Below are 17,208 nucleotides of genomic sequence, written 5' to 3'. Positions count from 1 at the left end.
ATTCCGCGCCTGTTGGAGCCGGTGCCTCAGGATGGGCCAGTGCGCTCAGGTATTCCAGGAACTTTCGTTGCCAATCTGCAACGGTTCCCGACGATCTAAGACCGGACAAAAGAAACGCCCATTGCGGCCACGAACCCTGCTCACAACGCCGTGAGACAAGCCAGGGGAACGACGATGCGTGCACAACGCGTTTGGAACGTGAATGGAGCCGCCAGCATCGGGCAGCTTCAGTCCAGATTGGACGATTTGAACAAGCGACTGAATCAACTTGAAAGCCAGCATCCCGCGAGCTGGAAGGTCGAAGAGCTGAAATCGAGCGCGCTCAGCCTGTCGCGGGAGATCGACGACATCCGCTGCGCCGAGGCGACGGCGGCGCTGCGGGAATTGCTGCGGAAGTAGCCGGGCCTCGCCGATTCGGCGCTGCTCGCGGAACCAACGCGCAGCCCCGCCATTTCCATGGAGAGCATGGAGCAAGATCATGACCAGACACCTGACGCGAGCCCATCTCGCGCGCGGCGTGGCCGGCGCGGTTTCCACGCTGGTCCTGTGCGCGACGGCAGCTTTCACCATCGCGCATCACTTCGCGCTGTGAGGAAACATTCGCATGATGTCCGACCCCGAGGAATCGGTGAGGCTGCAAGGCTTTGGCGAGATGAGGTTGCGCACCGAACGCCGCGAGGAACCGATTGCCCTCGGTACGACTACAGCACGACCTCGATCAGCCGGGGACCGCGATTTATCATCGCGCTAGCGAACTGGCTCGCAAGCTCCCCGACCGACGTCGCACGGCTCGCCTCCACGCCCATGCCGGACGCGAGCTTGACCCAATCGAGCTCGGGATTGTGCAGATCCAGCATCGAAAACGCCTTCGGCCCCGGATCTCCAGCGCCGACCCGCGCAAGCTCGATGTTGAGGATCGCGTAGGACCGGTTGGCAAAGATCACCGTGGTGACGTCGAGCGATTCCCGTGCCTGCGTCCACAGCGCCTGCAGCGTGTACATCGCGCCGCCGTCGCCATGGAGGCAGACAATCTTCCTGTCCGGACAGGCCACCGCGGCGCCGGTGGCGACCGGAATGCCCTGCCCGATCGCGCCGCCGGTCAAGGCAAGATGGTCGTGCGGCGCGATCGTCGCAGCGAATCGATGCATACCTCCGCCTGCCGTCGCGCCCTCGTCGGAGATGATGGCGCCTTCGGGAAGGAAATGGGCGATGACCTGCCCGGCCGTCTGCGGATTGAGCGGTCCGGCCGGAATATCGGGCCGGCTCAGTGGACCTACATGCAACGCCTGCCTGGCCGCCTTCACGGATTCGGCGAGAGCCTCGAGGGCCGCCGGACCATCCTCGTGAGCATGCGCAAGATAGATGATCTTGCAGTCTTCGGGCGTACACCAGGACGGCTTGTTCGGATATGCGAAGAAGCTCACAGGCGGGCTCGCGCCGACCAGGATCAGTTGCTCCGTTCCTTTCATGAACTCGACGATCTGCTCGGCGAAATACGGGATGCGCTCGACCGCAACGCGCCCGGCGCCGCGCTGGCAGCGTGGCGCGAAGGTATCGCAGGCGATCCGCGCACCGGTCGTCGCGGCGATGCGACCCGCCGCATCGAGTCCGCGTTCCCTGAGTGCGGCTCCGCGGATCAGCAGCATGCTCCTGCGACCTGACTTGAGCGCCGCGGCCGCCTGGTCGATCGCCTCGACGGAAACTGTCACCGCCGTAGGCCTCGGCAAAGCTGGCGCCGGCCGATCGGCCTCCATCCAGGCCGTGTCAGCAGGCAGGATCAACGTTGCGATCTGACCCGGATATTGCAGCGCGGCCTGCACCGCCCGCGCCCCATCCGCAGCGACGGTCTTGGCGCTCGCCGACGAGTGCACCCAGCCGGAGACCGGCCGGGCAAATCCGTGAACGTCCGACGCGAGCGGCGCATCGTACTGCGCATGATAGGTAGCGTGGTCACCCACGACATTGACGATCGGCGTCGCTGCGCGGCGCGCGTTGTGCAGATTGGCAAGACCATTCGCGAGTCCCGGTCCGAGATGGAGCAGGGTCGCGGCCGGCTTCTCCGCCATGCGACCATAGCCATCGGCCATGCCGGTCACCGCGCCTTCGAACAGGCCGAGCACGGCCCGCATGCCCTCGACCCTGTCGAGCGCGGCGACGAAGTGCATTTCCGACGTGCCGGGATTGCCGAAACAGACCTCGACGCCCGATCCGACCAGCGTTCGCAACAGACTTTCCGCGCCATTCATGCCAGTTCCCCGTCCTGTTGATCGCCCCTGCTATGATGCCCCTCGATTTCGGTCTGGTCAGACGAAGGCGCTCAGCCCGGTGATCGCCTTGCCGACGATCAGCGTGTTCATCTCCCGAGTGCCCTCATAGGAATAGATCGCCTCGGCATCGGCCACGAACCGCCCGATATGATTCTCGAGCAGGATGCCGTTGCCGCCGAGCAGCTCGCGTGCGTAGCCGACCGTCTCGCGGCACTTGACGGTGCAGAATGCCTTCGCCAGCGACGCGTGCTCGTCGCGCATCACGCCTTCGTCCTGGAGCTGGGCGAGACGCAGCATCATCGCCTGGGTCGACGTGACGTTGCCGAGCATACGCACCAGGAGATCCTGCACGAGCTGGAATCCGCCGATCGGCCGTCCGAACTGGATCCGCTCCGTCGCGTAGCGCAGCGCATGCTCGTAGGCGCCCATCTGGCAACCGACCGCGAACCATGCCACCCCGGTGCGGGTCATGCGCAGAACCTTGGCGGTGTCCTTGAAGGAGTTGGCATTCTGGAGACGGTTCGCCTCGGAAATGCGGCAGTCCTTCAAAGTAATCAGCCCATTCTGCACGACGCGAAGCGCCATCTTGGTCCTGATCTTCTCGACCGAGAAGCCCGGATTGTCCTTGCCGACGACAAAGCCCTTGACCTGGTTCGTCCCCTCCTCGCGTGCCCAGATCACATTGATGTCGGCGAAGGTGGCGTTTCCGATCCATTTCTTCTGGCCGTTGAGGATCCAGACGTCGCCGTCGCGTCGGCAGGTCGTCAACATGCCGCCCGATGTGGCGGAGCCAACCAAAGGTTCAGTCAGGCCGAATGAGCCGATGCTTTCGAAGCGCATCATCGACGGCAGCCAGCGCTGCTTCTGCTGTTCGTCACCACACAGATAGATCGAGCCCGCCGACAGACCAGTGTGTACGCCCCAGAACGTCGCGACTGAGGCATCGACCCGGGCCAGTTCCATCGCGACCAGGCCATTCAACAGCCAGCTCCCGCCCGCCGCGCCATAGCCCTGATATCCGACGCCGCCGATGCCGATCTCAGCCATCTTCGGAACGATCGCGAACGGGAATTCGTCCCGCCCCCAATACTCCTCGATCACGGGCGCGACGACGCCTTCCGCGAACGCGCGAGCGCGCCCGAGCAAAGCACGCTCGCTTTCGCTCAGCACGTTCGCGATCCGGTAGAAGTCGCCGTCGATCGGCGGTGGCACATAGTCCGGCCGTCCCGTTCCTGTCGCCTGCGGGTTCGCCATGGTCTCCTCCCTGGTGCGCGGATGGTGGCGTCAGGCCGACTTGTTCGGGCGAACGCTGGCGCGGATCTCCTCCAGGCTCTCCTTGACGCGGTCCTGGATGATCTTCACCGCGTCCGTCGTCGATTGCCTCGCGGTCGATGCGCTTTCACGCGCGCCCTCGACCGCGATCTCGAACACCTTTCGTGCGAATTCGGTCTGCAACGCGATGTTCTCGTGCATCTGGCCGAGCGGCTTGTATTGGCGCGCGAGTGTTTCGGCCTCTCTGAGGCCCGCCTCAAGCACCTCGCGCTGCTTCTGGGCCACCGACTGCGCACCCTGCGCGGCCAACTTCGCGCTTTCGCCGAGCGCGTCGATATTCTTCTTCTGTGCCTGGAGCAACTCATCCACGTTCAGCTTCGGCAGACCGAGATCGCTGCCGAACTTCCTCAGCATGTCGATGTATGAGCCTGTATCCGTCATGATGTCCTCCCTTGTGGTTGTGCTTAGAACTGGCGGCTTCACCCCTCAGACGTCGGAACAAGATTCTTGACGTAACTGGCCGCTCGCGACAGCAGGGATGACGGCACGATCTGCCTGCTCTCATCGGCCAGAAATGCCTCGATCAGGGCGGCTGTTTCCGCGGGCCGCGTCACCAGGAACAGGTGGCCGTCATCGATCATGCGAAGCTCGGCGTTCGGGATCAGGCTCGCCAGGATGTGACCATTGATCGGAGGCACGAGAGGATCGTCGCTGCCCATCAGCACGAGCGTCGGCTGCGGCAGCGACCAAAGCCATGGCAGGCTGGTCCAGCCGGCCATGGCGAGAAGTTGATAGAGATAGCCCAGGCTTCGCGCACCGTGCATCGCTGTCGCATGCCGGCCGATCAATGACGGGTCGTCGCGAAATGCGCCACCGTAGATGTCCGCCGCAATCCTGTTCATGTAATTCTTGTCGGTGTAGCGGCGTGGCGTCGCCATCTTCCACAATACCGAGGGGCTTGCCGGCACCATGGTGAAACCGGGCGCCGTCGCGGCAAGCACCAGCCGCCGGCACAGGCTTGGGTATTGATGCGCGAATTGCTGCGCGATTCCGCCGCCCCAGGACACGCCGGCAACATCGACCTGTGCATAGCCAAGCTCCCCAACGAGCCCGGCCCCAAGCCGCGCCAGCGTCGATGGGCGATATGGCAGCAGCGGCCTTGGCGAACCGCCGACGCCGGGCACGTCGAAGATGACCGTGGTCGTGCGCGTGAGCGCTTCGAGGAACGGCCTCGCCAGCTCCCAGTTGGCGCCGATCCCGTTGAACAGCAACAGCGGCGGCCCGTGGCCGCTGCCATGCTTGATCGCGACCTGAAGCAGTTGACCGTCAATCGTGATCATTCGGGCTTCGATCCCGTCCGGCTTCGCGACCGTGGCCGGTCCGGCCTGGTCCCCGCTGGTGAGATTGTCATTCAAAGACGTAGGTCCCCGGGGCGGCGCCAAGGGCCGGGTGACGCGCGCTGCCTGCCGAAGCAGGTGCCACCACCTCCTCGCCCGAGCGGGCATGCAGCCAATCGCGCCAGTCGAGCCACCAGCTTCCCTTCCGCTTCTCGGCCGAAGCCTGAAACGCCTCGGGTGCACCGGTGCCAACCGGTCCGATCATGAAGGAGGCCTTTGGATTGGTCGGCGGGTTGAGCAGGCTTTGCAAATGTCCGCTGTTCGAAAGCACGAAGGTGGTGCCTTCGCCCAGGATCTGGGCCGTCTTGTACACGCCCTTCCAGGGCGTGATGTGGTCGGTGACGCCGGCGACGACATAGGTGTCGGCCTTCACCTTGCTCATGTCCACCGTCCTGTCATTGAGCGCGAGCTTGCCGGCGTTCACGAAGGGATTAGTGAAGTACAAGTCCAGGTAATCGCGATGCAGCGCCGCCGGCAGCCGCGTCGTATCGGCGTTCCAGTACAGGATGTCGAAGGCCGGCGGCTGGTTGCCGAGCAGATAATTGTTCACCCAATAGTTCCAGATCAAATCGTTGGGCCGCATCCAGGCGAACATCCGCGCGAGATCGTGGCCGTCGACGATTCCGCGCAGCCGTGACGTCTCCTTGGCCGCATGCATGGTTTCCGGCGTCATCAGACAACCGAAGGCACTCTCCTCGGCCGAGTTGGGGTCGAGCAGGCAAACCGCCAGCACCAGGTTCTTGACCTTCTTCTCGGCCGCACTGCCAAGCGTTGCGAAATAGGCGGTCGACGTGATGCCGCCGGAGCAGGACCCCATCATGGAGATGTCGTCGGAGCCGGAGATCTCGCGCGCGGCGTCGACGGCCTCGTCGAGCGCTGCGACGTAGGTCTCCAGGCCCCAGTCGCGATGCGCCTCCGTCGGATTGCGCCAACTGATGGCGAAGGTCTGTATGCCGCTTTCAAGCAGGAATCTGATCAGGCTCTTGTCCGGAGACAGATCGAGCGCGTAGTACTTGTTGATCTGCGGCGGGGTCACGAGCAGTGGCCGCTTCCGGACGGCCGCCGTGATCGGCGTGTACTGGATCAGCTCGAGCAGTTCGTTGCGCAGCACGACCGCGCCCGGCGTGACCGCGAGGTTCTCACCGACCTTGAACGCGCTGGTGTCCACCATCGACGGCATACCGCGATTGCGGGTGAGATCGTCGACATAGTTCTTCAATCCACGCCACAGGCTCTGCCCACCGCTGTCGACGAATTTGCGGACCGCGGCGGGATTGGTGACCATCGCGTTGGTCGGCGCGACGGCATCGACCAGGATCTCGGTGACCAGGCGCGCGCGCGCCTTGTCGATGTCGCTGAGGCTGGTCTTGTCGACAAGGCCATTGACCGCCTCGCCCCACGCCAGATAGGCCTTGAGCAGGCCGCTGTGCAACGCGCTCTCCTTCCATGTCGGGTCCGAGAACCGCTTGTCGCCGGCCTTCGGGGCGCGCTCGGACTTGCCGGCGACGATGGAGCCCAGTTCGCCGACGAAGGCCAGCCACTGTTCCGTTGCGACCTTCGGCTCGTTGATGATCGCCTTGAACAGGATGCCGGCGCTGTCGACCAGATCCTGGCCCTGGATTCCGACGAGCGGATTGAGTGCCAGCGTATTCCTGGATGCCTCCTCGGATACTTCCGCGGGCGACGATATCGGGCCGGGGCGTTCTGAACTCATGACTGTCTCGCTTCCGTCGCCGGAATCAGCAGCGCCAGCGTCTCGGCGATCAGGGCCGGCTTTTCCGACCCTTCGACTTCCAGCGTGTTATGGGTTTTCATGATCACCTGGCCACGCTCCTTCGACTCGACGCCGGCAAGAACGACGCGGAGCCTGACCCGAGCACCCGCCGGCACCGGCGCGAGAAAGCGCACCTTGTCGATGCCGTAGTTCAGGCCGGCCGCGGCGTCGACGGGGATGACGCCGATCTGCATCGACAGCGGAGCCACCATCGCCAGCGCCAGATAGCCGTGCGCGATCGGACCGCGGAACGGACTTTCACGGCGCGCCCGTTCGACATCGACATGAATCCACTGATGGTCGCCGGTGCAGGAGGCGAACGCGTCGATGCGCGCCTGGTCGATCACGGCCCATTCGGACAGGCCAAGCTCCGTTCCAATTCGTTCGCTCAAACCGGCAAGGGTGAGGTTGCCCAAATTGTCCTCCTTTGATGCTGTTCGCCGACCGGGATCGAGCGGCTAGATGTCGCCGAAGCGCGTGCGCAGCTCCTTCTTGTTGATCTTGCCGACGCTGGTCTTGGGGATGCTGTCTATGAAGAGGATCTTCTCGGGAATGCCGTATCGCGAGATGACGCCCTTGTCGGCGAACGCCTTGAGATGACTCTTCACGATTGTATCGGTGACATCATTTGTCTCCGCCGGTTCCTTGACCACCAGTGCCAGCGGACGCTCGCCCCAGCGGTCATCCTTGACGCCGATGACGGCCGCTTCCTTCACGCCCGGGCATTGCGTGATCAGGTCCTCGATCTGCAAGGAAGACACCCATTCGCCGCCGGTCTTGATGACGTCCTTGAGGCGGTCGGTGATGTGGACGTAGCCGCCGGGGCTCACCACCGCGATGTCGCTGGTGTGCAGGTAGCCGCCGGCCCACAGCTCCTCCGAGCCCTCGGGATTGTTGTAGTATCCCTGCGTCAGCCAGGGCGAGCGCAGCACGATCTCTCCGGACGACTTGCCGTCATGGGGAACATCGTTCATGTCCTCGTCGACGATGCGCAGGTCGACCAGCGGGGCCGCCATGCCCGCCTTGGTCCGGAACTCCACCTCCTGGTCGTGATCGCCGCTCAGGTCGCGCGACATGACGTGGGCCACCGCGGCGATCGGGCCGGTCTCGGACATCCCGTAGCCGGCAAAGATATCGATGCCCGCGGCGAGCGCCTGCTTCGCCAGCGCTTTCGGCAACGCCGAGCCGCCGATCACCATCTTCAGGCCGGCAAGGTCCGTCTTCGCCGCCGCGGCGGCGTTCAGCAGCATTTGCAGGATGGTCGGGACGCCGTGGGTGAACGTGACGCCCTCGCTCTTGATCAGCTTGACGAGCATCGCGGGGTCGTAACGCCCAGGATAGACCTGCTTGACGCCCGCAAGCGTCGCAGCCCAGGGAAAGCCCCAGCCGTGCACATGGAACATCGGCGTGATCGGCATATACACGTCGTCGCGCGAGAAGCGGCCCTGCTGGCTCGCCATCCCGAAGAACGCCAGCTCGCATAGCGAATGCAGCACAAGCTGCCGGTGGCTGTAATAGACCCCCTTGGGCAGGCCGGTCGTGCCCGTGGTGTAGAAAGTTGTCGCCTGCGTGTCCTCGTCGAAATCCGGAAAATCATAGTCGGGCGAGGCTTCGGCGAGCAGGCTCTCGTATTCGCCGGCAAACACCAGGCCTCCGGTCTCGGGACGAGGACGATCCGACATCACGACCAGCGTCTTGATCTTCGTGAGCTGCGGCCTGATGCCTTCCAGCAAGCCGACGAACTCGTCGTTGACGAGCAGCGTGGAGGCGCCGGCGTGATCGATGGTATAGGCGACCTGATCGGGCGAGAGCCGCACGTTGACCGTCTGCAACACCGCCCCCATCATCGGGATCGCAAAGAAGGCCTCGAGAAACCTGTTGCTGTCCCAGTCGAGGACGCCGACGGTATCGCCGGGCTCGACACCGAGCCGCTTCAGCGCGGAAGCGAGTCGGGCGATGCGCTCTCCGAGCTGCCGATAGGTCAGCCGCGTTCGATCGCGATAAACGATTTCCTGATCGGCCGATTGCAGCAGCGGGGTATGCCACAACTGCTTGAGGATCAGGGGATATCGATAGGCGGATTTGGCGGCCTGGATCAGCCTTCCAACCATGGCGGCCTCCCTCGAAACGTTGCCTCTCGCTCGGCTCCTCGCGACGTCCGCAATTATGACCTGCGGATCGCCCCGGCCGGTCGTCCCTTACACGACGATTCCATCACCCGACGTGGACACCGAGCGTCGCGTGACGCGTGGTGTTTGTGAAGGTCCGAAACGGACATCAACCGGGTCCAGAACGGACAGGTTACGACCAGCGCGGCATTCGTTCTTGAACAAAGCTGCTCATTTCGCGATTTGCGGCGGCGCGGCATGCGGCCGACGTGTCGCAAAATCCCGGCATTGCTTCTGACGATCCAAAAAGCTGTTATCCTTGCCGAGACCTCGGGCTGGATGATGCCCATCGCGGATGCTCCTGTACAAAGGCGGACCCGATTGCAGAAAGTTCGGCAACATCATCCTTCCCCGTCCTCACGACCGCACTCGGACGGTGCGAAGGGATCGCCGATCGTCGGCTTGCGCGAGCCAATCTACGAAACGACCAAGCTTGCCGCGCTGTTCGACATGCTGATGAGCCAGGGCCACCCGGCCAGCGAGATATTGAAGAACGTCAATCTGCCGGCGACGGAGGTGCATTCCTCGAAGGCCCGCATCTCGCTCACGCAGTTGCTGACCGCCTGCAGGAATGCCGTCCGGCTCTCGCGGGATCCGCACCTTGCCTATCGGATCGGTGCATCCATCCATATCTCCACCTACGGAATGTACGGCTTCGCCATCCTGTGCTGTCCCGACTTTCGCAGGACGATGCAGTTCGCGATGCGGTACCACATGCTTGCCGCGCCCTTGGCTGCGATCAGCTTCAGCGAGGAGAACGGATCCGCCATCTGGTCCATCGAGCCCCATCTGCACGCCACGACGGATCCCGCACTGTATCGGTTCATCACCGAGATGCAGATCGGAATACACATCTCGCTGATGCGCGACGTCATGGGTCCCGCGTTCGTTCCGGACGAGATCTGCCTCGCCTACCCGGATGCTGGAGACGCCGGCTTTCCGAAAGACGAGCTGCGATGTCGCATTGGCTTCGCGAATCCCGCGAACAAGATCGTTTTCCGCTCCACGTGGCTGGAGCAGGAGGCAGTTCTCGGCAACAAGACCACCTATCCGGCGATCGTCGCGCTATGCGACAACCTGCTCGACGATTTGACGTTGCGAATCGGCATCGCCGGAAAGATTCGCGAACTCCTGCTGGCGGATATTGCCAACCCACCAACCTTCTCGGCGGCGGCCGGGCTACTCGGCATGAACGACCGCTCCCTGCGCCGCAAGCTTCGCCAGCAGGGTCTTTCCTATCGCGGACTGCTGGACGAGCTCCGGACCCAGATTGCGGTGAAGTATCTCCGCACGACCAGGCTTTCGAACGACGACATCGCGCTGGCGCTCGGATTCAGCGATGCCGCCAACTTTCGTCGTGCGTTCCATCGATGGACGAACAAGGCGCCAAGCGACATCAGGGCAGAATAGTCCGCGTGCCGTCCCAGTATCGTTGCACGACACAGCCTCCGGGGCACCTCTCAGCCTGCCACTGCAACAACCGGCTTGGCCTTCGGTACCTTGTCGGCGTTCTTCGACCAGGAACGGTAATACGCCAGCGCGGTCATCATCAGGATGCCGACAATGCTGACCAGGACCTGCATCCAGATCGCGCCGGAAATCTCGACGAGCACGACATGTGCTGCGAAGGACAGGAATATGCCGGAGCAAAAGACTTCGAGCGACTGCTGACCGCATTTGATTGCGGGCCGAAAGATCGCCCATTCCAGCCCCGGCCAATCGCGTGGCAGCAGACGAACCACGAAGAACGCGAACACGACGAAGTGCAGCAGGCGATAGGGCGCGAGGTTGGTCTTGTCGTTCGGATTGAAGGCGCCGTAGATCTCCGGCGGGATCAGTGACCGCAGCTCGTCAAAGCGGGCCGCCATCGTCATCACCAGGGCGAACAGAAGATAGCCGATGCCGAGCACCAGCGCGGTACGCGACCGGATGAACGGCATCGCCTGCCCCGATCCACCAAGCGCAAACCAGGCTCCGAACGTGAACAGAAACTGCCATGCGAATGGATTGAAGTACCAGAGGCCGGTCGGATAGGCCGAAAGGTTCCAGCCGAAGTGCCTGGCCGCCACATAGAGCACCCCGGAAGCGGCCAGGGTCATGTTGGGTCTGCGCAGCATCAGCCAGAGTATCGGCGGGAACACGCCCATCAGCACGATGTAGAGCGGCAGCACATCCATGTTCACCGGCTTGAAGCGAAGGATCAGCCCCTCGAACAGGAACTGCGCGGGGTTTTCGAGGAAGCCCCTGATGTTGAAGTCGTCGGTGAAGCCGGAGTTACCAGACCTCTGTGCGACATATCCGATTTCGGCGAGATAGAGCACGAACAGGAAGACGTGCGCGACATAGATCTGCCAGACCCGCTTCAGAAGCCTCGTCGCGCCGATGATGAATCCGCGTTCGAGCATCATCCGCGCAAAGACGAAGGCGACCGTATAGCCGGAAATGAAGATGAAGAGATCCGCAGCATCGCTGAAGCCGTAGTTCCGCGTCGTCACCCAGTTCACGATGTTGTTGGGAATATGGTCGAGGAAGATTCCCCAATTTGCCACACCTCGGAACAGGTCGAGCCGGAGATCTCGGCCCTTGGTCGGGAGCGTCGCGAGAATCTTCATTGTCAATGCACCGAAGCTTTGCCCATCTCTTCCACCGACGATTGCCTGCGCCGCGCCCGGGTTACGGCATCTAGAGCGTGCCCCAAAGCATTGCGACGTCGTCGCCGTGCGTAGCTGCCCCATGACTGCCCGTATTGTACAATCGTGCGCATGCTGGATGCGAGGTCAGCAGAACGACAAGGGACGAGGCTGGCAGAGCGGCCCCAATTTTCAGTTCGCCTCCGGAAAATGCCATCCGGTCCGTGAGTCACGACGCGCGAGGTGGTTGCGCGAGGCAGGTCTCGATGGTGCCCGCCTGTCCATCGGCTCGAACCAGCAGCACGCCTGGGCCGGTCCCTCGAGCCCATTGGGACTGCTAACTCTTGCCATGCGAACCGAGCGAATTGCGCTGGACCTCCTGTGCCTGGCTCGCACGGACGGATGCTCGGCAATGATCGGCCGAACATCCGGCTTCGCCGCCGCGTCGGCCTGAGGGGCGACGACCGGTTGATCCGTCCTGTCATCGGGCAGATGCTCGATCAGGTCGCGGGCCGGCGCCACATCGATGGATGGGGGAAAGAATGTCGGCTGGCTGGTATCCAGGACGACCTTCTCCGGCCATTGGCGCGCGGATGCAATCCGGATGGCGGCGGCGCCGGTGCTGTTCGGCCGATCGGAAAATCTGTCCGGCAACTCCGGCAAAGACCAGCCGGCTATCAGCAGAAGAATGGCGAGTACGCCTCCGACAACCGCAAGATACTTTGCCATGGGCAAAGCCGATGGCTCCGGCGGTTTCGGCAATCTCGATCGACCCATGACGGCAATGCTTGGCCGCTCTCAGCGTCGTGCGGCGAAGCCACAGTGCTGCCGAGGGACGGCGACCTCGACTAGAGGAAATTCTCCTTCACCATCTCCCAGACGTCTCCGCCACGACCATGCAGGACGGCACGCGCGGAATAGAGCGCCATTCCGATTGCGGGTTCGACCTGCATGAATGGTGGCATGACAAGCTGCATCGGGTTGACGTGCACGTGCAGAAGCGCCGGTCCCGGCTGCGCCAGCCAGTCCTTGACCGCAGTGTCCAATTCGTCCGCATTCGAAACGGTCTGCCCCCAGAGACCCAACGCGCGCGCTACGCCGGCAAAGTTCGGATTCTTCAACTTCGTGAAGGTATCGAGCATGCCTTCGGCCTTTTGCTCGATCTCGACAAAGCCGAGCTTGCCGTTATCGTAGACGGCAATCTTGATGGGCAATTCCTGTGAGACGACCGTCATCAGGTCGCCGAACAGCATCGAAATCCCGCCGTCGCCTGCCATGCATATGACCTGCCGGCCGGGTTCCGCCTTCTGGAGCCCGATGGACGACGGCATGCCATTGGCCATCGTTCCATGAAGCAGGCTGGCGAACATGCGGCGCTGCCCGTTCGCCTCGATATGGCGATAGGCCCAGGCGGCCGGGGTGCCGTCGTCGGCCGTGAACAGCGCATCCTTGGCCGCATGGCGACTGATCACCTGGGTCAGATAGCTTCCGGGAATACTGCCATCGTGACCGGCAGCAACCTTGGCCCGCTCGGCTTCCCGATATTTCGCGTAGCGCTTCAGATACGCGCTTCGGAACGAGGCGTCGGAGCGCTCGACCAGCTTCGGCAGCAGAGCCTCCATCGTCGCCTTCACATCGCCGACGACGCCCTTCGTGATCGGATGACGTCGTCCGAGATGGGTCGGGTCGATATCGACCTGCACGATCCTGGCCTTGTCCGGATAGAATTGCCGCCAGGCAAAGTCTGCGCCCAGCATCAGCAGCGCGTCGCAGTCCAGCAAGGCGTGGTAGCCGGCCTCGTTGCCGAGCATCCCGGTCATTCCGATGTTGTAGGGATTGTCAAACTCGAGAAAATCCTTCGCCCGCGACGTATGCGCAATCGGCGCCTTCAGCCTGTCGGCGACCGCGAGAATCTCCTGATGTGCGCCCTGGCAGCCTGAACCGCCATACAGGACGACATTCTCGCTCGCGTTGAGGATGTCTGCGATCTCATCGAGATCCGCATCGTTCGGTCGCGTGACAGGCTTGGCCACGTGCACCGCATAGGGAATGTTGTCATCCACGGTCGAGGCGGAGATATCCGCCGGCACGATCAGAACGGCAACACCACGTTTCGCCAGAGCCGTTTGGCAGGCGATCACCGTCTTCCGGCGCGCCTGTTCCGGAGTATGGATCATGTCGCAGAAGACGCTGCAATCCCTGTAGACCTGCTTGAAGTCGACCTCCTGGATGAAATCGAAGCCCAATTCGTCGCGAATGATCTGACTTGCGATCAGGATGACGGGCGCACGGTTGCGATTGGCCTCGAAGATCCCGTTGATGAAATGCAGGCTTCCGGGTCCGCAGCTGCCGGCAACTGCCGTCAGGCGATCGGCGAGTTGCGCCTCCGCCTGCGCGGCGAACGCCCCCGCCTCTTCATGTCTCATCGATATCCACTCGATCTCGCTCTTCTCGAGCGAGCGGGCGATCAGATTGAGGGTGTCGCCGACGACGCCGTAACAATGCTTGACGCCTGCGCTTTGCAGGGTCTCGACAATGATATCCGCGACCAGCTTGCCCATGACATAACCCATGCTGTGACCGTTCCTGCCGCAGCGTGCACCCAACTGCGCTGTCGGGGCTTGGATCGGAATGCGAGGACTTGAACCCGGCTGCGCAGACGGCGCACGGCTGCGGATGGCGCACCGTTCAGCCGACGTCCTCGGTTCCGGACTGGAGCCGGCCGAGCATCTGCACGGCGCGGGTCCGGGCAGGTGAAGTTCCGGCCGGCATGCGATCAAGACTCGCGCTGAGATATTCGTAAGCTTCCGGCAAGCGCCCTTGTTTGCGCAACAGCCCGGCGAGGTCCGTCGCGGCCTTCAATTCGAACAGGGTGGCGGACTGACGTTTGGCCCAGTCGATCGCCGACAGCAGGCTTGCTTCGGCGCCGGAATGATCCTCCGCGGATCGAGAGGCCAGGATGAGGCCTTTCATCCTGAACAGGGCGGGCATGTGCAGGAATTTGCCGGCGCGCTGCTGTTGCGCGATTGCATTCACCACGAGGGTCAGCGCCTCGTCATGCTCACCAAGGTCCACGAGAGCCGCAGCCAGATCGCAGGTGAAATCCATATTCAGCATCTCGTGACGCTGGACGTGAAGCTGTTCCACAGCTTGTTTCAGCAGTTGGATCGCCTCGATGCGGTTGTCCTGAAGGAGCAGCCATTGACCCTTCAGGCCGGCCGCTATGGCGCGATACGGCATCAGGGAATGCGCGGCGGAGAGCTCACTCAGCTCACCGATGTACTGCTCCGATTGCCTCAGGTCCGCCATGGCCAGAAACACAGGAAGCACCAACGCTACCGATCGGCAAAACGTAGCGGGGTTGCCTGACCTTTTGCCTTCCTCTCTGGCGCGCCTTGCATAGTCCAGCGATTGGTCGAGCAGGCCCCTGTACAGGAGAGAGCGTGCCATGCCGACGAGCAGGAAGCTCGTATAGTGGAAAAGATACAGTTCCGTTCGAGAACGCGGTCCGGACGCCAGGTGCCGGAGGCCCGATTCGCAATGCAGTTGCGCGGCGAGGTGATTGCCCTGCAGATGTTCGGAGGCCGCCAGCATGGCTTCCGCCAGCGCCATGTCGTCGTGATCCCCTGTCTGTAACGCCAGTGTCTTGCTCCGGACGGCGATATCGGTCGCGCCCCGAATGTCCATGGTCCAGTGCGAATAGGTGAAAAGTCCGCTCAGAATCCTCAGCTCGTAGCGGAGATCTCCCTGCTCGATCGCAATCTCCAGCGCGTTCACAAAGGCGGTCCGGACGCGTTGATCGTTACCTTCCGTGTGCATCATCGCCAGCGGTATCGATGCAGAGATCTCCATTGCGCGGCGGGGGTCGCGATGCGGATGTCCCAGGCTTGCCATCGCGCGTTCCGCCCATGCCTGGCATTCGATCAGCAGCGACAGCTCCAGGAACACCTGTGTGGAAACGGCGGCCAGTCGCGTTGCGATCTCGGCATCGCCCTGCGGCCCAAAACTCCATTCGAGCGCAGCACGGACGTTGCTCAATTGGTCGGAATAGGCCGCAACTCTTTCAGAGCCTGGCAGGCCTGACAGACCCCCCCTCAGCGTTTCGAGATGCTCGGCGAGGTATTCCGCATGCCGGCCGAAGACCATGTCGACTTCGCCGTGCTCCTCCAGCTTTGCCAGCGCGTAGGCCCGGGTCGTGTTCGGCAACCGGTACTGTGCCTGCGCGGCATCGATCCGCGTCGCGATCAATGACTTCTCGATCAGCCCGGCAACCGCGTCAAAAATGTCCTCGGCGCCCACACCAGGCGCGCCCGTGACAGACCGCGCGCCATCCAGGGAGAAATGCCCCACGAAGGGAGCGATGCGTCGAAAGACGACCCTCTCCGCGTCGGACAGCAGATCGTAGCTCCAATCCAAGGTCGCCTTGAGCGTCCGATGTCTGGCAACTGCGGTCCGATGACTCAGCTTCAGCAATTCCAGCCGGGACACCAGGAGATCAGCCGTGTTCTTGAGGCCAAGAGCGGCAACCTGGCCCGCGGCCAGCTCGATCGCCAACGGAATCCCGTCCAGCTTCCGGCATATCTCCGCGACGAATGGCGCCTCCTTGTTGGTGAGAACGACGCGACCTGATCGCGTGGCCACACGCCGCACGAACAACTGCACTGCCGGATAGCGCAGGACGGCATTTGCCGTTTGCCCCGAGCCGTCCGGCGGAAAGTCGAGAGGGAGAACCCGGCAGCAATGCTCACCCTCGACCTTCAACAATTCCCGGCTCGTGGCCAGAACATGGATCGTTTCGGCTTGCTGATAGAGTTGTTCGGCAAGCGAAGCGACCGCATCGATCACATGCTCGCAGCTGTCGAGGATGACGAGAAGCTTCCGCGACCGGATCAGGTCGAGCAGCTCCAGGCCGGGATCTTTCGATTTGAGTGCAAGCCCCAGCGAGGCTGCGACGGCTGCAGCAACATGGTTCGGATCGGTGAGGCTCTCCAGATCGACAAAATATCTCTCGCTGCCAAACTCCGCGGCGACGGCGTAGCCGACGGCCAGGGCGATGGTGGTCTTGCCGATGCCGCCGGGGCCGAGCAGCGTCACGAACCGGTCATCCCGGAGCTTGTCGCTGACCTCCCTGACGAACGTCTCGCGCCCGATCATCGTGATCGGTCGGACCGGAAGCCTGCCCTGGTGCGGGGACCTGCCGTTCCTGCCTGCCGTGGCGCTTCCGAGTGGGACCACCGTGCCGACGAACGAGTAGCCCCGGCCCTTGATGTTTGCGATGTAGCGGTTGCCGAATTGGCCGTCACCAAGCGCCTTGCGGATCGCGGCGACGTGGACGCGGATGCTGCCCTCCTCGACCGTCACGTCCGGCCAGACGTGATCGATCAACTCCTGCTTTGCGATCACCTCACCCGGACGTTCAGTAAGGTAGATCAGGATGTCGAGGGCCCTGCTGCCGAGGGGCAGCGCCACGCCGTCGCGCCGAAGCACCCTCTCCCGGCTCGAAAGCTCAAAGGGGCCAAACAGCAGATTTCCACGAAGCTGATCGTCAGCCATGGCTATTGGCACGGGCTTTGGGTGCGTTCCCTGGATGTTCGATGATCCGCGAGAAACCCAAGCGTGCGTTCTTGATAGACATCAGCCTGCTTTCGGCTCCGCGCGCGGATCTGAAGGGATCAGCACGCGGCAGCCGGCATGCAGACT

At 62.9% G+C, this 17,208-nt stretch carries 13 protein-coding genes; 2 read left to right on the top strand and 11 right to left on the bottom strand.

The genetic code is table 11. From position 1 onward, the window contains the following. Positions 1 to 246 precede the first annotated feature (246 nt). Complete coding sequence (locus tag ACLFLU_RS12235; protein ID WP_234681746.1) at positions 247 to 399, top strand: hypothetical protein; 153 nt, start codon at positions 247 to 249, stop codon at positions 397 to 399. Between the two features lie 302 nt (positions 400 to 701). On the opposite strand, the gene ACLFLU_RS12230 is transcribed toward ACLFLU_RS12235, so the two are convergent. The 7 genes from ACLFLU_RS12230 to ACLFLU_RS12200 form a co-directional block, all read right to left on the bottom strand. Further along, the gene (locus ACLFLU_RS12230) at positions 702 to 2,246 is read right to left on the bottom strand and encodes an acetolactate synthase large subunit (protein WP_426412432.1); all 1,545 of its coding nucleotides are present in this window, start codon (positions 2,244 to 2,246) and stop codon (positions 702 to 704) included. A gap of 57 nt (positions 2,247 to 2,303) precedes the next feature. Beyond that, positions 2,304 to 3,521, bottom strand: coding sequence for an acyl-CoA dehydrogenase family protein (locus ACLFLU_RS12225; protein WP_426412431.1), 1,218 nt, complete (start codon positions 3,519 to 3,521; stop codon positions 2,304 to 2,306). Between the two features lie 30 nt (positions 3,522 to 3,551). Next, complete coding sequence (locus tag ACLFLU_RS12220; RefSeq protein WP_426412430.1) at positions 3,552 to 3,980, bottom strand: phasin family protein; 429 nt, start codon at positions 3,978 to 3,980, stop codon at positions 3,552 to 3,554. A 38-nt stretch (positions 3,981 to 4,018) separates the two neighbouring features. After that, entirely contained in the window at positions 4,019 to 4,879 is an 861-nt protein-coding gene (gene phaZ / locus ACLFLU_RS12215; protein ID WP_426412429.1) for a poly(3-hydroxyalkanoate) depolymerase, read from the bottom strand. Between the two features lie 67 nt (positions 4,880 to 4,946). Next, positions 4,947 to 6,650: an alpha/beta fold hydrolase gene (locus ACLFLU_RS12210; protein ID WP_426412428.1), complete on the bottom strand. Its 1,704-nt coding sequence runs from the start codon at positions 6,648 to 6,650 to the stop codon at positions 4,947 to 4,949. Beyond that, a complete protein-coding gene (locus ACLFLU_RS12205; protein WP_426412427.1) occupies positions 6,647 to 7,057 on the bottom strand; it encodes a MaoC family dehydratase in 411 nt (136 codons plus the stop codon). The genes ACLFLU_RS12210 and ACLFLU_RS12205 overlap by 4 nt, the downstream gene beginning before the upstream one ends. A gap of 111 nt (positions 7,058 to 7,168) precedes the next feature. Further along, the gene (locus ACLFLU_RS12200; RefSeq protein ID WP_426412426.1) at positions 7,169 to 8,821 is read right to left on the bottom strand and encodes a fatty acid--CoA ligase; all 1,653 of its coding nucleotides are present in this window, start codon (positions 8,819 to 8,821) and stop codon (positions 7,169 to 7,171) included. Between the two features lie 240 nt (positions 8,822 to 9,061). On the opposite strand from ACLFLU_RS12200, the gene ACLFLU_RS12195 reads away from it, so the two are divergent. After that, positions 9,062 to 10,288, top strand: coding sequence for an AraC family transcriptional regulator (locus tag ACLFLU_RS12195; RefSeq protein WP_426412425.1), 1,227 nt, complete (start codon positions 9,062 to 9,064; stop codon positions 10,286 to 10,288). A gap of 50 nt (positions 10,289 to 10,338) precedes the next feature. Here the strand turns inward: ACLFLU_RS12195 and ACLFLU_RS12190 are convergent, their stop codons facing one another. The 4 genes from ACLFLU_RS12190 to ACLFLU_RS12175 form a co-directional block, all read right to left on the bottom strand. Further along, positions 10,339 to 11,490, bottom strand: coding sequence for an OpgC domain-containing protein (locus tag ACLFLU_RS12190; protein ID WP_426412424.1), 1,152 nt, complete (start codon positions 11,488 to 11,490; stop codon positions 10,339 to 10,341). Between the two features lie 210 nt (positions 11,491 to 11,700). Beyond that, a complete protein-coding gene (locus ACLFLU_RS12185; protein ID WP_426412423.1) occupies positions 11,701 to 12,237 on the bottom strand; it encodes a hypothetical protein in 537 nt (178 codons plus the stop codon). Between the two features lie 119 nt (positions 12,238 to 12,356). Further along, positions 12,357 to 14,081, bottom strand: a complete 1,725-nt coding sequence (locus tag ACLFLU_RS12180; protein WP_426412422.1) for a thiamine pyrophosphate-dependent enzyme — start codon at positions 14,079 to 14,081, stop codon at positions 12,357 to 12,359. 115 nt (positions 14,082 to 14,196) lie between these two features. Beyond that, positions 14,197 to 17,061 (bottom strand): ATP-binding protein, encoded by a 2,865-nt coding sequence (locus ACLFLU_RS12175; RefSeq protein WP_426412421.1) that lies wholly within the window; start codon positions 17,059 to 17,061, stop codon positions 14,197 to 14,199. Positions 17,062 to 17,208 lie beyond the last annotated feature (147 nt).

Source organism: Bradyrhizobium ganzhouense, assembly GCF_049949285.1.
Lineage (GTDB): Bacteria > Pseudomonadota > Alphaproteobacteria > Rhizobiales > Xanthobacteraceae > Bradyrhizobium > Bradyrhizobium ganzhouense.
The sequence above is the reverse complement of the archived record's forward strand: the minus strand, read 5'-3'. Positions and strand labels throughout refer to the sequence as shown.

Excerpts from the sequence above, each read along its gene's own strand:
- ACLFLU_RS12200 (WP_426412426.1), bottom strand. The coding sequence starts at position 8,821 with ATGGTTGGAAGGCTGATCCAGGCCGCCAAATCCGCCTATCGATATCCC.
- ACLFLU_RS12230 (WP_426412432.1), bottom strand. The coding sequence starts at position 2,246 with ATGAATGGCGCGGAAAGTCTGTTGCGAACGCTGGTCGGATCGGGCGTC.
- ACLFLU_RS12180 (WP_426412422.1), bottom strand. The coding sequence starts at position 14,081 with ATGGGTTATGTCATGGGCAAGCTGGTCGCGGATATCATTGTCGAGACC.
- ACLFLU_RS12190 (WP_426412424.1), bottom strand. The coding sequence starts at position 11,490 with ATGAAGATTCTCGCGACGCTCCCGACCAAGGGCCGAGATCTCCGGCTC.
- ACLFLU_RS12225 (WP_426412431.1), bottom strand. The coding sequence starts at position 3,521 with ATGGCGAACCCGCAGGCGACAGGAACGGGACGGCCGGACTATGTGCCA.
- ACLFLU_RS12210 (WP_426412428.1), bottom strand. The coding sequence starts at position 6,650 with ATGAGTTCAGAACGCCCCGGCCCGATATCGTCGCCCGCGGAAGTATCC.
- ACLFLU_RS12175 (WP_426412421.1), bottom strand. The coding sequence starts at position 17,061 with ATGGCTGACGATCAGCTTCGTGGAAATCTGCTGTTTGGCCCCTTTGAG.
- phaZ (WP_426412429.1), bottom strand. The coding sequence starts at position 4,879 with ATGATCACGATTGACGGTCAACTGCTTCAGGTCGCGATCAAGCATGGC.
- ACLFLU_RS12220 (WP_426412430.1), bottom strand. The coding sequence starts at position 3,980 with ATGACGGATACAGGCTCATACATCGACATGCTGAGGAAGTTCGGCAGC.
- ACLFLU_RS12185 (WP_426412423.1), bottom strand. The coding sequence starts at position 12,237 with ATGGCAAAGTATCTTGCGGTTGTCGGAGGCGTACTCGCCATTCTTCTG.